We start from the raw sequence: 17,398 nt of genomic DNA, 5'->3' as shown, positions 1-17,398 counted from the left end.
CAAATACGTCGCTGCCAATACCAGCACACTCCCCTTAAGATCACCATTCTGTAAATTATCTATTATTTGTCTTAGTGTTATTAATAACAAGATCAATAACCAGCACCAATACATACCAAGCCTTATTATTCAGGTAGAAAAACTAGTCATTTTTGCCGCCTTGCACAACTGAAATTCGTTTCCTAGCTTTCTTATGCAACAACTCTAAACAACGTCAGTTTAGGATGAACTAATGAAAAAGAACCCACTCACTATTGTGTTAGGGCTAACTGCTAGTGTGGGTCTGGTCGGGTGTTTTGACGACTCCGATTCAGATTCAGATTCATCTAGTAGTGCTAGTTCTTATAGTGTGACAGCCATTGACGGATATCTGCGCAATGCCACCGTCTGGCTCGATCTCAATAGGAATTACGTTTTAGATAACGGAGAGCCCACAGCCACCTCTGGAGAAGGCGGTGTTGCTGAGTTAGATGTCAGCGGTATCGAAAACCCTTCCCAATATCCAGTTGTTGTTCAGGCTATAGCTGGACAAACCGTCGATGAAACCCAAGGCCAAGTCACCGAAAGCTATGTCATGTCAGCCCCGGCAGGCGAGACAGCCATTACTCCCCTTTCAACACTCGTTCACAACACGTTAGAGCAGGACGAGAACCTTTCAAAAGAAGATGCAATTCAACAAGTCGCAACACAATTAGGCATCGACACTGACGATGTGCTTGGTGATTTCTTGGAAGGTGATGGCGCACCAAAAGCCGCCTATGCCGCAGAAAAGATCGTTGAACTAGGCGCTCTACCAGAAGAACCAGAAGACTTGCAAAAAGCAACGGAAGAAGGTTCTTCAGAAGCAGGAAAATTCACGATCGTTGTGGCTGGTATCAACGAAGAGATCAAAGCCATTCTCGATACCATTGATGATGAGAAGACCCCAGAGCAGATAAAAGATGACTTAAGTAATGTCGCAGACATCGTAATTGCCGATGAAGATGGAGATGGCGTTAAAGATTCCGTCGACGAGTTCTTAAACAATCCAAATGAGTGGGTCGATGCTGACGAAGATGGATTAGGCGACAACTTGGAAGACACGTATCCAAATGATAGCGATAACGACAGCTACAACAATGATGTCGACCTATTCCCTAACGATGCGACTAAAACTGGAGATCTAGATAACGACAATATTGATGAAATCGATGACCCGTATCCTAACGACAGTGACAATGATGGCTACAACAATGGCGTAGATGAATTCCCGAATGACAATACGCGATCAGGCGATGATGACGAAGATGGTTACGACAACCTAGATGATGATTATCCGAATGACAGCACTCGCTCGGGTGACTTAGATAATGATGGCGTCGATAACCTCGATGACAACTGTATGAACACTGCGAACGCTGACCAAGCCGATTCAGATAGTGACGGTATCGGTGATGCCTGTGAAACAAGCACAGCATTAACTTGGGATAGTACTAATTGGGATGACAGTAACTGGCAATAATCGCCTGTTCGAAGAATACGGATATATAAGGAATTTAACATGAACACCACGATGAAACTTGTGTTGGCCACCGCAGTTAGCAGCGCGTTTACCTCTGTTGCTTTGGCTGACGTACCAAATGTCTTTACCGCAAATACTCCAGCAAAAGCGAGTGAAGTGAATGCCAACTTCACAGCTCTCGACAACGATATTAACGCGTTGGGAGCCGACTTAGATGGAATAGACGATAACGTCGATGCTATCGAAGCAAGGGTGACCAGCTTAGAAGCAACCGGGACTACATCAGACCCATACACCACCGTCGCTATCAATTGCGGTGAAGATGCCGATGCGCTAAAAGACGCACTGGATGATTCAAGAAATACCACCACTAGAACAACCTACAATGTCACAGGCGCCTGTAATGCAATATTCATTGTTCGTAATGACGTAAAAATAGTTGGCTCCGATGGTGCGAGTATCCTTGCTGGTGCTACTGAAGATGAACCAGAAGCAGTTTTCATTGATGGCCAATCCAGTGTCAGACTTCAAGACATCACCCTTGGGGGTGCCCTTTTTGCAAGAAACAGCTCATCTGTGCGCTTTGATAACGTCACCTTGCCAACTGCCGTACAAGATGGCGATGAGTATCAAACCAACGTAACAATTCGCACCGCTTATCTTCGAGTCAATTCTGGTTCAGTGAACAATCTCGCGTTACACCTTAATCGAAACGCCAGTGTCGATATTCGCAGCAGTATTACCGGTGCAGCTGCTCAAGCTATCGCCGATGCGAACTCCAGTTTGGTAGTAGACAGTGAAAATGTCACCTTCACGACCCTTGAAGCCATTGGCAGTTCGTTTATATACGTCGCTAATTTGGTTGCTGAAGATGTCATTGTTGAATCCGGATCGGTACTCGAAGCAGATGCATTAACCGTAAGTAATGAAATGGAAGCTTGGGGTAATTCACGCATCTCAGTTTGGGGTGATGCAACCATCACCAATGAAACTCAAATCGCTCAAGCGAGCTCTTTTGTATCGGATGGCGACGTTTCAAGTGGTGTGTTTGAGTGTGAATCTAACTCGATGTTCCAGATCCTAGGTAATTTAACCGTGACTGACACCTTTGAGTGGGATGAGTCCAATACTAATGGCTTGAGCCTACAACGTGGTTGCCACGGTCAATATGGTCTCGATGAAGAGAATGGCGGTACCCTCACTGGCTCATTCATCAAAGATAACTACTCTGGGCTACTTGATGGCCAATATATGGAAGTCACTCAAAATTAAAGCAAACAAAAACAACGTCAGTTAAAACCAAAAGAGCATGCCTAATCGCATGCTCTTTTCCTTTTTGAAACCAAGCGTAACCTTAGCCTTTATAATTTCTAACACGAGCGGCTTCAGCTTCGCGCTTGTCTACAACCGTTTTACCGATAGGTGCCAATGAAATCACAGCAAGCTTTAGGTGCTGAATAGCAAATGGAATACCGATGATGGTTACAAAGCACGCTACTGCAGATAGCACATGGCCAATCGCTAGCCACACCCCTGCGAATACGAACCAAATGATGTTACCTATCATGCCAAGTGGGCTGGTGCCAATATCGCCCTCGTTAGTCAGCTCATCACGTGCGATAGCTTCCTGGCCAAATGGGAAGAACGAGAAGTTACCCATCACAAAACACGCTCTACCCCAAGGGATACCGACAATCGTGATGAATGCCAATAGTCCGAAGAACCACCACGCCAATCCCATAAATACACCGCCGAACAAAAACCAAATGATATTGCCGATTGTTTTCATTGAGTGCTCTCCATAAATCTAAGATGCGACATTACACGTTGTAAGCCGTTGTTAAGGTTATTATTTCAAAACAAAGATGAACCGCCAATGAACCTTTGAAAATAAAGATCATTTGATACTCACCACGATTCTCATACACAAATCCTAGCAAGTGTGAGCTTCTTTGTTACTATAGCTGCAAGTTAGTCAACGAATAGACTGTGTAGGTATAAAACCTAGTAAACAGCAAGAGTAAAGGTCGGGCTTTATGAGCAACAACGAGCAACCAAAAAAGAAGATGAAAAACTGGGTACCTATCGTTTTTTTCGCCGTACTCAGCACCATTCCAGTGTTTATGTTTTTAGTTGATGTCTACATCAATCAATACATGTAGACAAACGACAGAACGAGAAAGGCAGTGGCGCATAACCACTGCCTTTTTGTTTGGAACTAAGTGCTCAATCAGCTTAACTCAGCAACCAACATATCAAGAACATCGATAAATTCATGATCAGGAAGATTCAATAGATTATCGCCAACATACCACTCAATCTTACATTGGTGTGGTAACTCACAAGGGCTCGGGTTCCCAATCCAAATTTTATCTCGCGCTGCAATCTTATCTCTTAACTCAATGCCCTCTTCCACACTCACTGGCAAGTACAGATGCAGCATATTACTTTGGGGCTGTTTAGGGTTCACAATGAACTGCGGATAGTCTTGAAGAATTTGATACACCTGTTTAGTGCGTTCATACAATGCTGGCATCTGCGTTAAGCGCTCATCAAACTGCATGGCAGCCGAAACAATAAATGGAGTTCGGTGATAAACATTACCACCTTGTCGCTTCATCCATAGTGATGCTTTCTCAATGAATGCCTTACTACCGAGTAACAAAGAGCCACCTAACCCATTGATGCCCTTATATAAAGAGACATAGGCAGAGTTGAAGCCATTAGCAATCTCTTTATAACTTTTTTGGTAATAGGCACCACACTCCCACAGGCGTGCGCCATCCATATGAAGATGAACATCATTAGTTTGACAGTAATCTTTGATGGCTTCTAGCTCTTCCCACTCTGGGAGCTGACCACCAATTTCACGCATAGGTAATTCATACAGCGCAGCAGCGATTTCATCAGGCCACGCTCTCAAATCGTCCACATTCCAAGTACGATGCACATTACCTAAAGGCAGGACATTGAAACGATTCTGAACCTGATAGCCTTGGCTTTCATGACGGATAATGTGACTCGATTCATGCATAGCAACGTTCTGACGGCGCTTCTCATCACATACGATTTGTAGAGCCGTAGGTTGGTTCATCGTTCCGGTGATCACAAATACTGCAGCCTCAAAACCAAGAAGGTCGGCAACTTTCTGTTCGAACTCTTGAATAAACGCCCCATCACCATAGGTATCATGCGTTATGTCATGCTCTTCAGACCATTGAGCCATCTGTGAAAAGAGTTGTGCCGGTGTGGGATCGAAATGACCGGAGAGAAAAAGTTTGCACTGCTGACGTAGGTCCTTAGCCATAGGGTATTTCCTTTGTTCGATGTTCAATTGATGTCGTCTTTGCGACTCTGATTTCTGACTCACGGTAACACGAAACAAGACGCTATTTTGCCACTTAATACTGCATATTTAGATTTCTATTTCACAAGTCTTGTCGCAAAAAGCCTCAAAATCGCAAACGTTTCCACTTCTATCAAATAGTCGTACGTTATCTCGATCAAATCCAAGCTAATTCATTGTTCTTCAACTACTCTTCTATTATTGTAACGAGTAGATATTGTTCGAATTATATAAAGAGGGCCATATGTCGAAGAATCGAGTTCTGGTGTTGTTTGCACACCCATCTCAACACCGCTCTGAAGCGAACAAACCACTGTTTGACCAAGCCAAGAAAATTGAAAACGTCACGTGTGTCGATCTTTACGCTGAGTATCCAACCTTCAAGATCAATATTGACCGTGAGCAGAAGCGTCTTCTTGACCACGACATTATTATCTTTCAGTTCCCACTCTACTGGTATTCGACTCCAGCCATTCTAAAAGAGTGGCAAGATTTAGTCTTGGAATATGGCTTTGCTTACGGTACCGATGGCCATGAGTTAGAAGGCAAGAAGTTCCTGTGTAGCATTACTGCGGGTGGTAAAGAAGATGCCTACCAGACAGACGGCTACAACCACTTTACGATTAGAGAGCTGCTCCACCCTCTTGAACAAACCGCGTCTTTATGTGGCATGGAGTACTTAGCGCCCTATGCACTGTTCGGCTCACGAACCGCATTAGAAGAGAACCGTATCGCTGGGCACGTTGAGCGTTATAAATTCTTATTGGAGTCATTAGTTGCCGGCGACATCGATTATAAGAAAGCGAAAAAAGCCGCCAAACTAAACCACTACCTAGATGAAATCATGAACAAGGACTAAAGAATGACGGGATATTTTTTACAAGCCTTTATCTACTTAGTCGCCGCCGTTATCGCGGTACCTATCGCTAAGCGCCTTGGTTTAGGCTCTGTTCTGGGTTACCTAATTGCAGGTGTGGTTATCGGCCCTATCATTGGCCTTGTGGGTGAAGAAACAACAACCATCCAACACTTTGCCGAGTTTGGTGTGGTAATGATGTTGTTCTTAGTCGGCTTAGAGCTAGAGCCGAAAATGCTGTGGGCAATGCGTAATCGTCTAATGGGTTTGGGTGGCCTACAAGTTGGCGGTACAGCGGCAATTGTAATGGGCATCGCGCTTGTATTTGAACAACCTTGGACAATCGCATTAACCATCGGCCTCATCTTTGCGCTCTCTTCTACTGCGATTGTTCTTCAAACCTTTAATGAAAAAGGGTTGTCGAAAACAGAAGGCGGACAGAATGCTTTCTCTGTTCTTCTATTCCAAGATATCGCCGTTATTCCAATGTTGGCATTCATCCCACTATTGGCGCTACCGGAATTAGTTGAAGCAGCACAAAATGCAGTATCCGCCGCGGCAGATCATCATGACGAGCTAAGTTTGGTTGCCGGACTACCGGGCTGGGCGTACGGCCTTGTGATTACCGCTTCAATTGCGTTAGTTGTTGTGGGTGGTCACTTCTTAAGTCGTCCACTCTTCCGCTTTGTAGCAAGCTCTGGATTGCGTGAAATCTTTACAGCAACAGCACTCATGTTGGTTATTGGTATCGCAGCATTAATGAGCCTAGTTGGCCTATCTCCAGCGCTAGGGACTTTCCTCGCAGGCGTGGTACTTGCCAACAGTGAATTCCGCCATGAGCTGGAATCAAACATCGACCCGTTCAAAGGACTACTGCTTGGTCTGTTCTTTATTACGGTAGGTGCGGGAATCAACTTCGATGTACTGTTCAATGATTTCATCCTAATCATCGGACTGACTCTGGGTGTTATGCTATTAAAAGCAGCTGTGCTATTTACCTTGGCACTAATCTTCAAGATCAAAAACAGCGACCGCTGGCTATTTACACTGAGCTTGGCGCAAGCTGGTGAGTTTGGCTTTGTGCTATTGAGCTTCTCTGCTCAAAACCATGTATTGCCATCTGACATCGTTCAAACTCTGTCTCTTGTTGTCGCCTTGTCGATGTTCCTAACTCCGGGTCTCTTCATCTTGTTCGATAAAGTGATCCTTCCTCGTTATGAACAGAAATCTAACGATAGAGAAGAAGACACTATCGAAGAGAAAGGCACTGTGATCATCGCGGGTATTGGTCGTTTCGGGCAAATCGTTAACCGTCTATTAGTATCTAACGGCGTAAACACGGTGGTGCTCGATCACCAAGCCAACCAAGTCGATGTACTTCGCTCAATCAACATCAAATCATACTTTGGTGATGCGACTCGACCAGATCTACTGCACACAGCAGGTATCGAAGATGCGGCACTATTCGTTGTAGCCATCGACAATCAAGATGCAAGTGTCGAGTTGGTTAAATACGTGAAACACACTTACCCGAAAGTGAAAATATTGGCTCGTGCCTTCGACCGTGGACACAGCTACCGTTTAAGAGAAGTAGGTGCCGACTTTATTGAGTCAGAGACGTATCATTCAGCGTTGGAAATGGGTGCAGAGGCGCTTCGCTCTCTGGGTCACCATCCATTCTTTGTTGAACAGCAAAAGTCGACTTATATGCGTGTTGAAAATCGTAAGTCAGAGAAGCTATATAAAGCTTGGGCTGCGGCTGAAGATAACCCTCGTTACGACAACAACTATCGTCAAATCTTCATTCATCTAGAAGAAGCGATGAAAGAAGACATGAAGAAAGACCGTTCAGACAAGCATACCCGCTCTGAGCGTGGTTGGACGCCACCACCGAAAGGTTACGCTGACGACTTCGAGGAAGAAGAAGCGTAAGTCATTACAACCTCAAACCCAAACGCGGCTAAATCAGCCGCGTTTTTTCGATTTAAGCACTGGGAAAAACGCCAAATAACGTCCGATCGGGAGATAAAAGCCTATTAAGTTCGGCTATCACAGCTGCATTTATGTGATCTATATTTGATTTTCCATTTCGAACGAAATTCGTATTTTTATGCACCCGTTTACATTTATGAAACATATCGCAGGACATTCTCTTTAGAGATTTTATACGTACCCTTCTCAACCCTACCGAACAGAATCCGAATACATCACACTTAAACGTCCATTTCACTGGCTTTGAATAACATTGCATACACCTTTATGCATAAATAATTAACCACCGATAAATATTCACCCAGCCAATTACTTAACCAGCGAAGTCACACGTAAAGCTCATTAAATTTAACAAAAACATTTCAAATTATTTCTATTGTTACAATTTGTAACGAATAAGGCTTATGGGTATAGTCCTCCACTTCAAAAAGTGAGGCGTTTGCCATCACCTAAAGGAGGAAAATAATAATGATTACTAATGATGCAGTAATAATGGGCCTGTTAGCCGTTATTCTTGGCGGTGTATTTATCACGGAAAGTAGCCAAAATAGCGCACTTAAAAAATTCTACTCGTTCGTTCCGGGTTTATTGCTCTGTTACTTCGTACCTTCACTACTTAACAGTTTTGGCATCATCGACGCCTCTAACTCAAAGCTATACTTTGTTGCTAGCCGATACCTACTTCCAAGCGCACTGGTACTTCTGATTATCTCAGCGGACCTTCGTAAGATCTTCGGTCTTGGCTCAAAAGCAGTGATCATGTTCCTTACTGGTACGCTCGGTATCATCATTGGTGGCCCTGCTGCAATTCTAATCATCGATCAGGTTAACCCTGACCTTGTATCTGGCGACGTTTGGCGTGGCCTGACAACAGTAGCCGGCTCTTGGATTGGTGGCGGTGCCAACCAAGCAGCAATGAAAGAAGTTTTTGATGTAGACGACCAGCTGTTCTCTGCAATGATTACCGTTGATGTAATCTGTGCCAACATCTGGATGGCAGTGCTTCTGATTATGGCTGGCCGTCAGAAGAAAATTGACGCATGGTTGAAAGCCGATACTTCATCTATCGAAGAGCTAAAAGAGACGGTATCTAAATACCAAGAAGAGAACGCTCGCCCTACAACAACGACCGATCTAATGAAAATCGCTGCGATTGCCTTTGGTTTAACCGGTCTTGCGCACTTCTTCAGCGACATCATTGCACCATGGATCTCAACCAATGCACCTGAGCTTGCAAAATACAGCCTAACTTCTGGCTTCTTCTGGCTTATCGTAATGGTGACTACATTTGCACTGATTGCTTCGTGCTTTAAATCGACACGTAGCCTAGAGCACACTGGCGCATCTAAAATCGGTTCTGCATTTATCTACATTCTGGTTGCAACCATCGGTATGCAAATGGACGTAACTGCAATCTTCGATAACCCAGGTTACTTCTTCATTGGTATCACTTGGTTGTCTATCCACGCAATTCTTATGATTGTGATGGCTAAATTAATCCGCGCGCCACTGTTCTTCATGGCGGTCGGTTCTCAAGCAAACGTTGGTGGTGCAGCCTCTGCTCCAGTGGTTGCGGCAGCCTTCCATCCTGCTCTAGCACCTGTGGGCATCCTTATGGCCGTTCTAGGTTATGCACTAGGCACTTACGGCGCATACATCTGTGGTCTTATCATGCAGGCGGCCGCGGGTTAATTAAGAGCCCAAGCAACCTTTTGAAATACAAAACCCCGATGCTGAGTGCTCAGTATCGGGGTTTCTTAATAGTAAATATAAAGAATTACACTACCTTCGAGGAAATACATCCTAGCTAGCGTTAATCAGAATCCCAAAGTCGATGTTTATATTTTCAATACGTTAGACTCATGAAATATCATCGTTCGCTTACCAACTTTAAGAAAGTAAACGGTCTTTTTAAAAAAAGTTTTTTACTTGATCAACTTAGTTGGAGCAATCGCGCACCAAAAGAAATTCAGCGAGTCCGGGATACACACTTCTGATTCATCACCGATCTCTTTCACTGCAATGTATCGGTTTTGTGAACCAATATAGTTCGTCGTTTCAGCCGCTACAGGACGATAAAGCTCGTAACCATCTTTCACTCCCATTTGCTCATAAACACCCGGCTGATAAGAAGTAAGAAGCGCAGCATTGGAAACTTCTTCTAGTAACAAAATCTGCTTCCCGGTTTCCACATGAGTTACATTAGTACATCCCATCAAGGATAAGGTCAGTGAAGCTAGAGCAAACATACGTTTCATTAAGGAAGTCTCCAAATAATATGACAACAAATTAGAATAGCATTCTATATAATTTATATCGAAATTTAAAGAACACCATACTCAATGGGACGTATTTATCAGACACGGCGATAAAGCCTATGAAGTTGAAGTCGATGCGACAACAGGAAAGATCGTCGCTTCAGAAGAGGAAAGCCTTGCAGAGATACAAGCCGAACTATCGGGAGACCTGTCCCATGAAGGTGTACTCGGGATGTTGATAAGTAATCTGAAAGACCCATACAAAAATGCCCCAAATTTCTTTGGGGCATTTTCATTGTAGAACTAGCTGAGGGTCTCCCCTATTAGCTTATTCCCAATCTAGGATTACTTTACCAGACATACCAGAGCGCATCATGTCGAAGCCAGCTTGGAAGTCGTCCACTTTGTAGTGGTGAGTAATGATTGGTGTTAGATCTAGGCCAGACTGGATTAGTGAAGCCATCTTGTACCAAGTTTCGAACATCTCACGACCGTAGATACCTTTGATAACCAAGCCTTTAAAGATTACTTGGTTCCAGTCTACTGCCATGTCTGATGGTGGAATACCTAGTAGAGAGATCTTACCGCCGTGGTTCATGTTAGTCAGCATGCTGTTGAATGCAGATGGTACACCAGACATTTCTAGGCCTACATCGAAGCCTTCTGTCATGCCTAGATCAGCCATTACGTCTTCTAGCTTCTCTTCCATCACGTTTACTGCACGCGTTACACCCATCTTCTTCGCAAGGTCTAGACGGTATTCGTTTACGTCAGTGATCACAACGTGACGAGCACCAACGTGCTTAGCAACTGCTGCAGCCATGATACCGATTGGACCAGCACCAGTGATTAGCACGTCTTCGCCTACTAGGTCGAAAGAAAGCGCTGTGTGTACTGCGTTACCAAACGGGTCGAAGATAGATGCTAGATCGTCAGAGATCTCTGCAGGGATCTTAAATGCGTTAAACGCTGGAATCACAAGGTATTCAGAGAACGCACCAGTGCGGTTTACACCAACACCTGTTGTGTTACGACAAAGGTGAGTACGGCCGCCACGACAGTTACGACAGTGACCACAAGTGATGTGACCTTCGCCCGATACACGGTCGCCGATTTCAAAACCACGAACTTCTTGGCCGATGCCAACAACTTCACCCACGTATTCGTGACCTACAACCATAGGTACTGGGATTGTGTTTTGTGACCACTCATCCCAGTTGTAGATGTGTACGTCTGTACCACAGATTGCGGTTTTCTTAATACGGATAAGAAGATCATTATGACCCATTTCAGGTTTTTCAACCTCGGTCATCCAAATGCCTTCTTCAGGCTTAAGCTTAGAAAGTGCTTTAATTTTCATAATGTTACCTAGTTCATCTCGCCTAACTGTAAGGCGAGAATCAAAAATATTGCGTTATCTATATTCTGAGTAAAGCCTCAGAATTAGATGATTTCCATCTCTTTACCCACTTCGATGAATGCATCGATAGCACGGTCTAGTTGCTCGCGAGAGTGTGCAGCAGACATTTGAGTACGGATACGCGCTTGGCCTTTTGGTACTACAGGGAAAGAGAAACCTACAACGTAGATGCCTTTCTCTAGAGCACGCTCAGCGAACTCAGCCGCTACTTTTGCATCACCTAGCATGATTGGAATGATTGCGTGGTCAGCACCACCCATTGTGAAGCCTGCGTCTTCCATGCGAGTACGGAAGTGTGCTGCGTTTTCCCATAGACGGTCACGAAGCTCGCCACTCTCTTTTAGAAGATCAAGAACACGGATAGACGCGTTAACGATCGCAGGAGCAACTGAGTTAGAGAATAGGTATGGACGAGAACGCTGACGTAGCCAGTCGATCACTTCTTTCTTACCAGACGTGTAACCGCCTGAAGCGCCGCCCATTGCTTTACCTAGCGTACCTGTGATGATGTCGATACGGTCAACAACGTTGTGGAACTCGTGAGTACCAGCGCCATTTTCGCCCATAAAGCCCACTGCGTGAGAATCATCAACCATTACTAGAGCGCCGTATTTGTCTGCTAGGTCACAGATAGCTGGAAGGTTTGCTACTACGCCGTCCATAGAGAATACGCCGTCAGTTACGATTAGCGTGTGACGAGCGCCTGCTTCTTTAGCCGCGATAAGTTGCTGCTCTAGCTCTTCCATGTTGTTGTTCGCGTAACGGAAGCGCATTGCTTTACATAGGCGAACACCATCAATGATTGAAGCGTGGTTTAGAGCATCAGAGATGATTGCATCTTCTTTGCCTAGGATAGTTTCGAAAAGACCTGCGTTCGCATCGAAACAAGATGTGTAAAGAATCGTGTCTTCTTTACCAAGGAATGTAGATAGTTTGTCTTCAAGCTCTTTGTGGATGTCTTGAGTACCACAGATGAAACGTACAGACGCCATACCAAAGCCGTGTTGATCCATACCCGCTTTACCAGCTTCGATAAGTTCAGGGTGGTTAGCTAGACCTAAGTAGTTGTTTGCACAGAAGTTAAGCACTTCTTCGCCTGTTGAAATTTTAACAGCCGCTTGCTGCTGAGAAGTGATTACACGCTCAGACTTGTAAAGACCTTCAGCCTTTACTTCTTCAATTTGTTTTTCAATCTGTTGGTAGAATGCAGAAGACATTGTCTAATTCCTTCCTAGTTATTATTCACAGCGAATTCGCTGCTTATTTATAGGGGGAGTATAAACGGTAACGCGAGCGCCATTTACACTGTAAAACTTATGCCTACATTCTAGTAGAACATCTCGATCTCGATTATCCCTCTAGTTGGAAAAACATTAATGAACCTGAGGCACGAATCAAATTCCTTAACTATGAAGAGAGTCACAATTCACTGTCCAACCTGATTAGAAAAAGAACTCACAAACACTAATAGTTCGATTTATGTCGAATTAAAAAATTTTCCCGCAAAACGATATAGTGACTAAACGCATATGCCCCCACAATGCGCCTCCCTTAACAAATGAGCGCACTGACCAATGAACTTATCTGACCAATTGATCAAGGAAGCTTTCGCCAATGAGTGGCACACATGCTTTTACCAGCCAAAAGTAAAAACTGACTCTAGCGACGGCTCTGACAATACAGATGTAATTGGAGTAGAAGCGCTTTTCCGATTGGATATCCCTGAACACGGTATCTTCGCACCAGGCACATTCATTGATCGCGCGTTTGCGCTTGGTTATGAAGAGACCATCTTCTTTAATGTGTTAGAGCAAGCGCTCACTGAGATACGTGCTGTTTCTCCGTCGTTAAACTTGGCGGTAAACATCAGTAAACAAGTGTTAGCCAATCCAAACAATGTGGCGAGAGTCAGAGAGATGCTTTGGAACAGCTCTTTTCCAGCTAAGCAGCTCACTTTTGAGCTGAGTGAGAATGATGAGCTTTGTTCTTCGTTGACATCTCAAATGGAGAGCTACAAGGCGCTTGGTGTAAAGTTTAGTGTCGATGATTTTGGTGCCGGCTATTCAGACATCGACAAAATTCAAAAACTTAGTATTGATGAAGTGAAATTCGATCGCTCTTTGATTAACAAACCTGCAAGCGAAGCATCACAGCTGATCGAAACGGTGATTGAATACTGCCAAAACAGAGGGATTTCGACAGTAGCGGAAGGTGTAGAAGACCACACGACACGAAATCGTGTGCAGCAACTCGGATTTGATAGCTACCAAGGCTTCTTATACAGCAAACCTGTCGCTCTACCGGATTTAATGCTGCTCATGTAATAAGGTTGCCTCAGCAAGAGTAATTACGAACGCTAGCTTAAGATAAACTCGACGCTTTTTTTCTTCTGCTTTAAATCGTGGTAACGGACGTATTTAAAATAGATATCGTTCTTATTTTGAATATTCTGAGAAAAAGGGTTCCTCACGACTTTTTTAATATCAGCTTTAAAAAATGGCATCCCTAGCTTGCTCATATAGGGCTCTAGATATATGTCATACAGAAACTGACACATAGCAGGATCAAGGGTCGGAAACCGGAACTGAGTATCAACCAAGTTGTCGGCCATATAATCGAAGATTCTTCGTCTTATAACGATACTCACAGCACCAACACTACACAGCATCTTGCTAACACCATCATAAACTACATGACCGATGATGACGCCGTCGTACAGAAAGCACAGCACTTCCATATCTTCTGATTTCACACCCAAGTGTTGAGACACTTCGATAAAATCATTTCCATACGTTTTTTGGTGCATGCCTTGAATCGAGCGAAGCTTTTTTCCTGAAAGAGCTGCTATGTTGCAAGATTCAACACTGGTAATCTCATAGTCATAACCAATATCAACACTAAACGGACGCTCGGCGTTCTTAGTTGCTGCTTTAACTTGCACCATCTCTTCAACCGAAAAGTCATAATCAACTTGGAAGAAACTCGCAATTCCGAGACGACGAACAAAACTAGGCAACGTCTTCGCCCGTTCCCACTGACTCACCATCACCTGATTCACACCAGAAAAAGCTCTGTGAGAATGAGAAAGTAGCTCGGCCAGCTCTTCCTGAGATAAAGCTTTCTCCTCACGCAGATACTTTAACTCTTGTGCAAAATTCGATTTATCCATAACTCACGTTGCCTTAGTTATTATCTGTCGCTTAACACCCAAGGCTTGTATGGCTAGCTCTGGGTAATCGGCTCTCTTTCGACACTGTCTTCGGTATGTTCTGCCAACCAGTACAACCAAATCATCACCAAACATAGGATGAAGCAGAGCACAAATAGCCAGTAGGCGCTCAACATCTCTATCACCACTCCACCAAGCAGTGGCGCAATAGCAAAGCCAAGAGAGTAAAGTGCAGCCGCACCGAAGTAAGAACCCCTTAGATGTGGCGGTGCCATTCTATCGATTTGTACATTAAGGGTTGGGAAAGCAATCACTTCTCCTAAACTTAATATAAAACAAGCAATTCCCCAACCTAGTGGCCAATCATTTGGTGTAAAAAGAAAACCAATTTGTGCAATTGCCATCAAAATCATGCCGATTCGAGTTCGTACAAATAGCGGCACATGCTCAAGCCATTTAAGCATTGGAAATTGGAAGACAATAATCGTCAGCGTATTCACCAACACTAACCCAGCAATGAGTTGCGCGGCATCAGTGATGGAAGAGCGCACGATGACTTGAGGAATTGACGACTCAACCTGCGCGTAGACAAACATCATGATGAAGTTGGCAACCATCAGTTTTACAAAAATATTGTCTTTGCGAATCACATTAAGCGTCGCGGCAAAATTAGGCAGTTGAGAGGGATCCGGCTTGGTAAAAGTGCCCTTGCGTTCAATTCCTAACAGCAGCCAGAAACCGTAAACGACATAAGTACCACCAGCAACAAAGAACAGGTTTTGTGGCTGGGCAAGCGCCAAAGTGATCCCAATCAGTGGACCAAGTGCGCCACCCAAATTAAGTAAGAAGTAACGAATGTTTAGCGCTAACTCACGATCTTTCAAATCGCTGAGGTTGTCACCTATTACTGCTTTGGCTGGTGCTTCAATCATTGGACGCATCAAACCTGTCATCATGATCAGCACATAGAACTGCCATACTTCACTCGCTAGTGCGATACCGGTGTAGGATATCGAGGCAATCCAACTGCCTAGCACCATGACCCATTTGCGCCCTAGCTTATCCGAAAGGTAACCCGAGTAGAGACCAGTTCCAGCCCCAACGACGGCGGATACCGCTAGCATGGTGCCGACTTCAATCGCAGACGCACCGTAATCTTCATAGAGAAAGACGATCAGAAAAGGCCATGCCATAAAGTAGCTTGTTCGGGCGAGTAACGTTCCAGTCAGAACTGTCCATACTGAAAAGTTAAACCGTTTTATACGCTGCTTTTGAAATAAGCTCTCCGATCTATCCATAAATATCCTTTCCCTTAACCAACTGATTTAATTATGACTATTTAGCCAGTATATGTATTTGATTGAATAAATACATAGGCGGTAATTGTTTTTATAAAACACGGAATCTTCTGCTTAATCCGCCACCAAAACGTGATACAAGCCACACAAAACACTGCGCTTAATATTGAATGGAGTTTGACGTATGATGCTGATTGTCGATTTCTAGAAATATCAGCCCACTGGCCGAGTACCTAACGTTATGATCAACCCAAAACTGATAGCCCTACTTCCTGACCTTGCCTCCTTTATTTTGGTGGTCAATGAGGGCAGCTTTACCGCCGCAGCCAAACAACTTGGTGTGACGCCATCAGCGCTGAGCAAGCTAATAACACGTTTGGAAAAAGCCCTGTCAGTAAAGCTGTTTGAACGCACTACTCGTAGTCTTATCATTACGCAGGCAGGTCAACTGGTGTACGACCAAAGCGTAGTGATGATTAACGCGGCACAACAAGCGGTTGAGCTCTCCACCTCTGACCACACGGAGCCCTCTGGTTCTCTGATCGTGGCAGCGCCCGAGGCTTTCTTAAACTCTGTGTTGCAACCCTTCGTTGTCCCTTTCCTTAATCAATACCCAGAGATTCAACTAAAGCTGCGCGCTGCTGATGGGGACATCGACATTCTGCGTCAGGGAATTGATATCGCGTTTCGCCTTACAGATAAACCCGATGAGAGTTTGGTGCTTAAGGAGTTAGGCAAAACCAACCTCGTATTGTGCGCAAGCCCAGATTACCTTGCGAATAAGGGAACGCCGTCACATCCGACAGATCTTAGCCAACATGACTGTCTGTACCTTGCGGAGACCGACAAAGACCATATTTGGGATTTCCTTAAAGATGATGAGTTCCACACGGTGTCGGTCAGTGGACGCTACGCAGTAAACCACTCGCAAATGCGTTTAAAAGGGGTACAAGAAGGATTAGGGATCGGGATCTTCCACGACTTCGTGATTCAGGATGCGCTCGCTGAAGGAAGCGTCGTTCAAGTTCTCAATGACTGGACAATCAAAAGTAACTACCACGGCGCTATCGCAATGCAGTTTGCACAAACGAAATACATGCCAGCGCGTCTGCGCGTTTTCATTGATTACGCCATGGAGCACTTAAGCGACAAACTGGCAGGAGAAACAAAATAATGCTGAAAGGAATCCATCACGCGGCAATAATCTGCTCTGATTATCAAGTCTCAAAGCGCTTCTATACCGAGATTCTAAAACTGGAAATTGTTGCCGAGAACTATCGAGAGGCACGCCAGTCTTACAAACTCGACTTAACATTGCCGAATGGCGCTCAAATTGAACTGTTCAGCTTCCCAAATGCACCCGAAAGGCCGAGTTTTCCAGAAGCTCAAGGGTTAAGACATTTAGCTTTCTGTGTCGATGACGTTCAGCAAATGAAAGGCTATTTAGAAAGTAAAGGCGTGGAAGTCGAACCCATTCGAGTGGATGAGTTCACTGGTCGAGAGTTTACCTTTTTCGCAGACCCTGATGGATTGCCACTGGAGCTTTATCAGGCGTAAA

Annotated in this window: 16 protein-coding genes and 1 pseudogene; 10 read left to right on the top strand and 7 right to left on the bottom strand. The window is 44.5% G+C overall.

All coding sequences use genetic code 11. The features are described 5' to 3' along the window. Positions 1 to 232 precede the first annotated feature (232 nt). Positions 233 to 1,501, top strand: coding sequence for a hypothetical protein (locus tag VFDL14_RS15370; RefSeq protein ID WP_032550356.1), 1,269 nt, complete (start codon positions 233 to 235; stop codon positions 1,499 to 1,501). 39 nt (positions 1,502 to 1,540) lie between these two features. Then, the gene (locus tag VFDL14_RS15375) at positions 1,541 to 2,773 is read left to right on the top strand and encodes a hypothetical protein (RefSeq protein ID WP_032550354.1); all 1,233 of its coding nucleotides are present in this window, start codon (positions 1,541 to 1,543) and stop codon (positions 2,771 to 2,773) included. 82 nt (positions 2,774 to 2,855) lie between these two features. Here the strand turns inward: VFDL14_RS15375 and VFDL14_RS15380 are convergent, their stop codons facing one another. Continuing rightward, positions 2,856 to 3,290, bottom strand: a complete 435-nt coding sequence (locus VFDL14_RS15380; RefSeq protein WP_032550353.1) for a YccF domain-containing protein — start codon at positions 3,288 to 3,290, stop codon at positions 2,856 to 2,858. Positions 3,291 to 3,537: 247 nt separating this feature from the next. Between VFDL14_RS15380 and VFDL14_RS25025 the strand changes: the two genes are divergently transcribed. Next, positions 3,538 to 3,663: a hypothetical protein gene (locus VFDL14_RS25025; RefSeq protein ID WP_268844467.1), complete on the top strand. Its 126-nt coding sequence runs from the start codon at positions 3,538 to 3,540 to the stop codon at positions 3,661 to 3,663. Positions 3,664 to 3,731: 68 nt separating this feature from the next. Here VFDL14_RS25025 and VFDL14_RS15385 read toward each other — a convergent pair whose 3' ends face one another. After that, positions 3,732 to 4,808: a threonine aldolase family protein gene (locus VFDL14_RS15385; RefSeq protein ID WP_032550352.1), complete on the bottom strand. Its 1,077-nt coding sequence runs from the start codon at positions 4,806 to 4,808 to the stop codon at positions 3,732 to 3,734. Between the two features lie 283 nt (positions 4,809 to 5,091). Between VFDL14_RS15385 and VFDL14_RS15390 the strand changes: the two genes are divergently transcribed. The 3 genes from VFDL14_RS15390 to VFDL14_RS15400 all read left to right on the top strand — a co-directional run bounded on the left by VFDL14_RS15390 (position 5,092) and on the right by VFDL14_RS15400 (position 9,387). Beyond that, entirely contained in the window at positions 5,092 to 5,706 is a 615-nt protein-coding gene (locus VFDL14_RS15390; RefSeq protein WP_032550351.1) for an NAD(P)H-dependent oxidoreductase, read from the top strand. 3 nt (positions 5,707 to 5,709) lie between these two features. After that, positions 5,710 to 7,635 (top strand): monovalent cation:proton antiporter-2 (CPA2) family protein, encoded by a 1,926-nt coding sequence (locus VFDL14_RS15395; protein WP_032550350.1) that lies wholly within the window; start codon positions 5,710 to 5,712, stop codon positions 7,633 to 7,635. 528 nt (positions 7,636 to 8,163) lie between these two features. Continuing rightward, positions 8,164 to 9,387, top strand: coding sequence for a DUF819 domain-containing protein (locus tag VFDL14_RS15400; RefSeq protein WP_032550349.1), 1,224 nt, complete (start codon positions 8,164 to 8,166; stop codon positions 9,385 to 9,387). Between the two features lie 233 nt (positions 9,388 to 9,620). Here the strand turns inward: VFDL14_RS15400 and VFDL14_RS15405 are convergent, their stop codons facing one another. Beyond that, positions 9,621 to 9,953, bottom strand: a complete 333-nt coding sequence (locus tag VFDL14_RS15405; protein WP_032550348.1) for a hypothetical protein — start codon at positions 9,951 to 9,953, stop codon at positions 9,621 to 9,623. 70 nt (positions 9,954 to 10,023) lie between these two features. On the opposite strand from VFDL14_RS15405, the pseudogene VFDL14_RS25085 reads away from it, so the two are divergent. Beyond that, a pseudogene (locus VFDL14_RS25085) lies at positions 10,024 to 10,254 on the top strand (hypothetical protein); the annotation flags it as partial. 27 nt (positions 10,255 to 10,281) lie between these two features. Here the strand turns inward: VFDL14_RS25085 and tdh are convergent. After that, complete coding sequence (tdh, locus tag VFDL14_RS15410) at positions 10,282 to 11,313, bottom strand: L-threonine 3-dehydrogenase (RefSeq protein ID WP_032550347.1); 1,032 nt, start codon at positions 11,311 to 11,313, stop codon at positions 10,282 to 10,284. Between the two features lie 83 nt (positions 11,314 to 11,396). Continuing rightward, entirely contained in the window at positions 11,397 to 12,590 is a 1,194-nt protein-coding gene (locus tag VFDL14_RS15415; protein WP_032550346.1) for a glycine C-acetyltransferase, read from the bottom strand. 357 nt (positions 12,591 to 12,947) lie between these two features. Between VFDL14_RS15415 and VFDL14_RS15420 the strand changes: the two genes are divergently transcribed. After that, positions 12,948 to 13,697, top strand: a complete 750-nt coding sequence (locus VFDL14_RS15420) for an EAL domain-containing protein (RefSeq protein WP_032550345.1) — start codon at positions 12,948 to 12,950, stop codon at positions 13,695 to 13,697. Positions 13,698 to 13,729: 32 nt separating this feature from the next. On the opposite strand, the gene VFDL14_RS15425 is transcribed toward VFDL14_RS15420, so the two are convergent. Both VFDL14_RS15425 and VFDL14_RS15430 read right to left on the bottom strand, forming a co-directional pair. Beyond that, on the bottom strand, positions 13,730 to 14,542 hold the full coding sequence (locus tag VFDL14_RS15425) for a helix-turn-helix domain-containing protein (RefSeq protein WP_032550344.1): 813 nt from the start codon (positions 14,540 to 14,542) through the stop codon (positions 13,730 to 13,732). 53 nt (positions 14,543 to 14,595) lie between these two features. Next, positions 14,596 to 15,840, bottom strand: coding sequence for an MDR family MFS transporter (locus VFDL14_RS15430; protein WP_032550343.1), 1,245 nt, complete (start codon positions 15,838 to 15,840; stop codon positions 14,596 to 14,598). A gap of 241 nt (positions 15,841 to 16,081) precedes the next feature. Between VFDL14_RS15430 and VFDL14_RS15435 the strand changes: the two genes are divergently transcribed. Next, the gene (locus tag VFDL14_RS15435; protein WP_032550342.1) at positions 16,082 to 17,014 is read left to right on the top strand and encodes a LysR family transcriptional regulator; all 933 of its coding nucleotides are present in this window, start codon (positions 16,082 to 16,084) and stop codon (positions 17,012 to 17,014) included. Continuing rightward, the gene (locus VFDL14_RS15440) at positions 17,014 to 17,397 is read left to right on the top strand and encodes a VOC family protein (RefSeq protein WP_032550341.1); all 384 of its coding nucleotides are present in this window, start codon (positions 17,014 to 17,016) and stop codon (positions 17,395 to 17,397) included. The genes VFDL14_RS15435 and VFDL14_RS15440 overlap by 1 nt, the downstream gene beginning before the upstream one ends. The last annotated feature ends 1 nt before the right edge of the window (position 17,398 follow it).

This window comes from Vibrio fortis (assembly GCF_000695685.1).
GTDB lineage: Bacteria > Pseudomonadota > Gammaproteobacteria > Enterobacterales > Vibrionaceae > Vibrio > Vibrio fortis_A.
The sequence above is the reverse complement of the archived record's forward strand: the minus strand, read 5'-3'. Positions and strand labels throughout refer to the sequence as shown.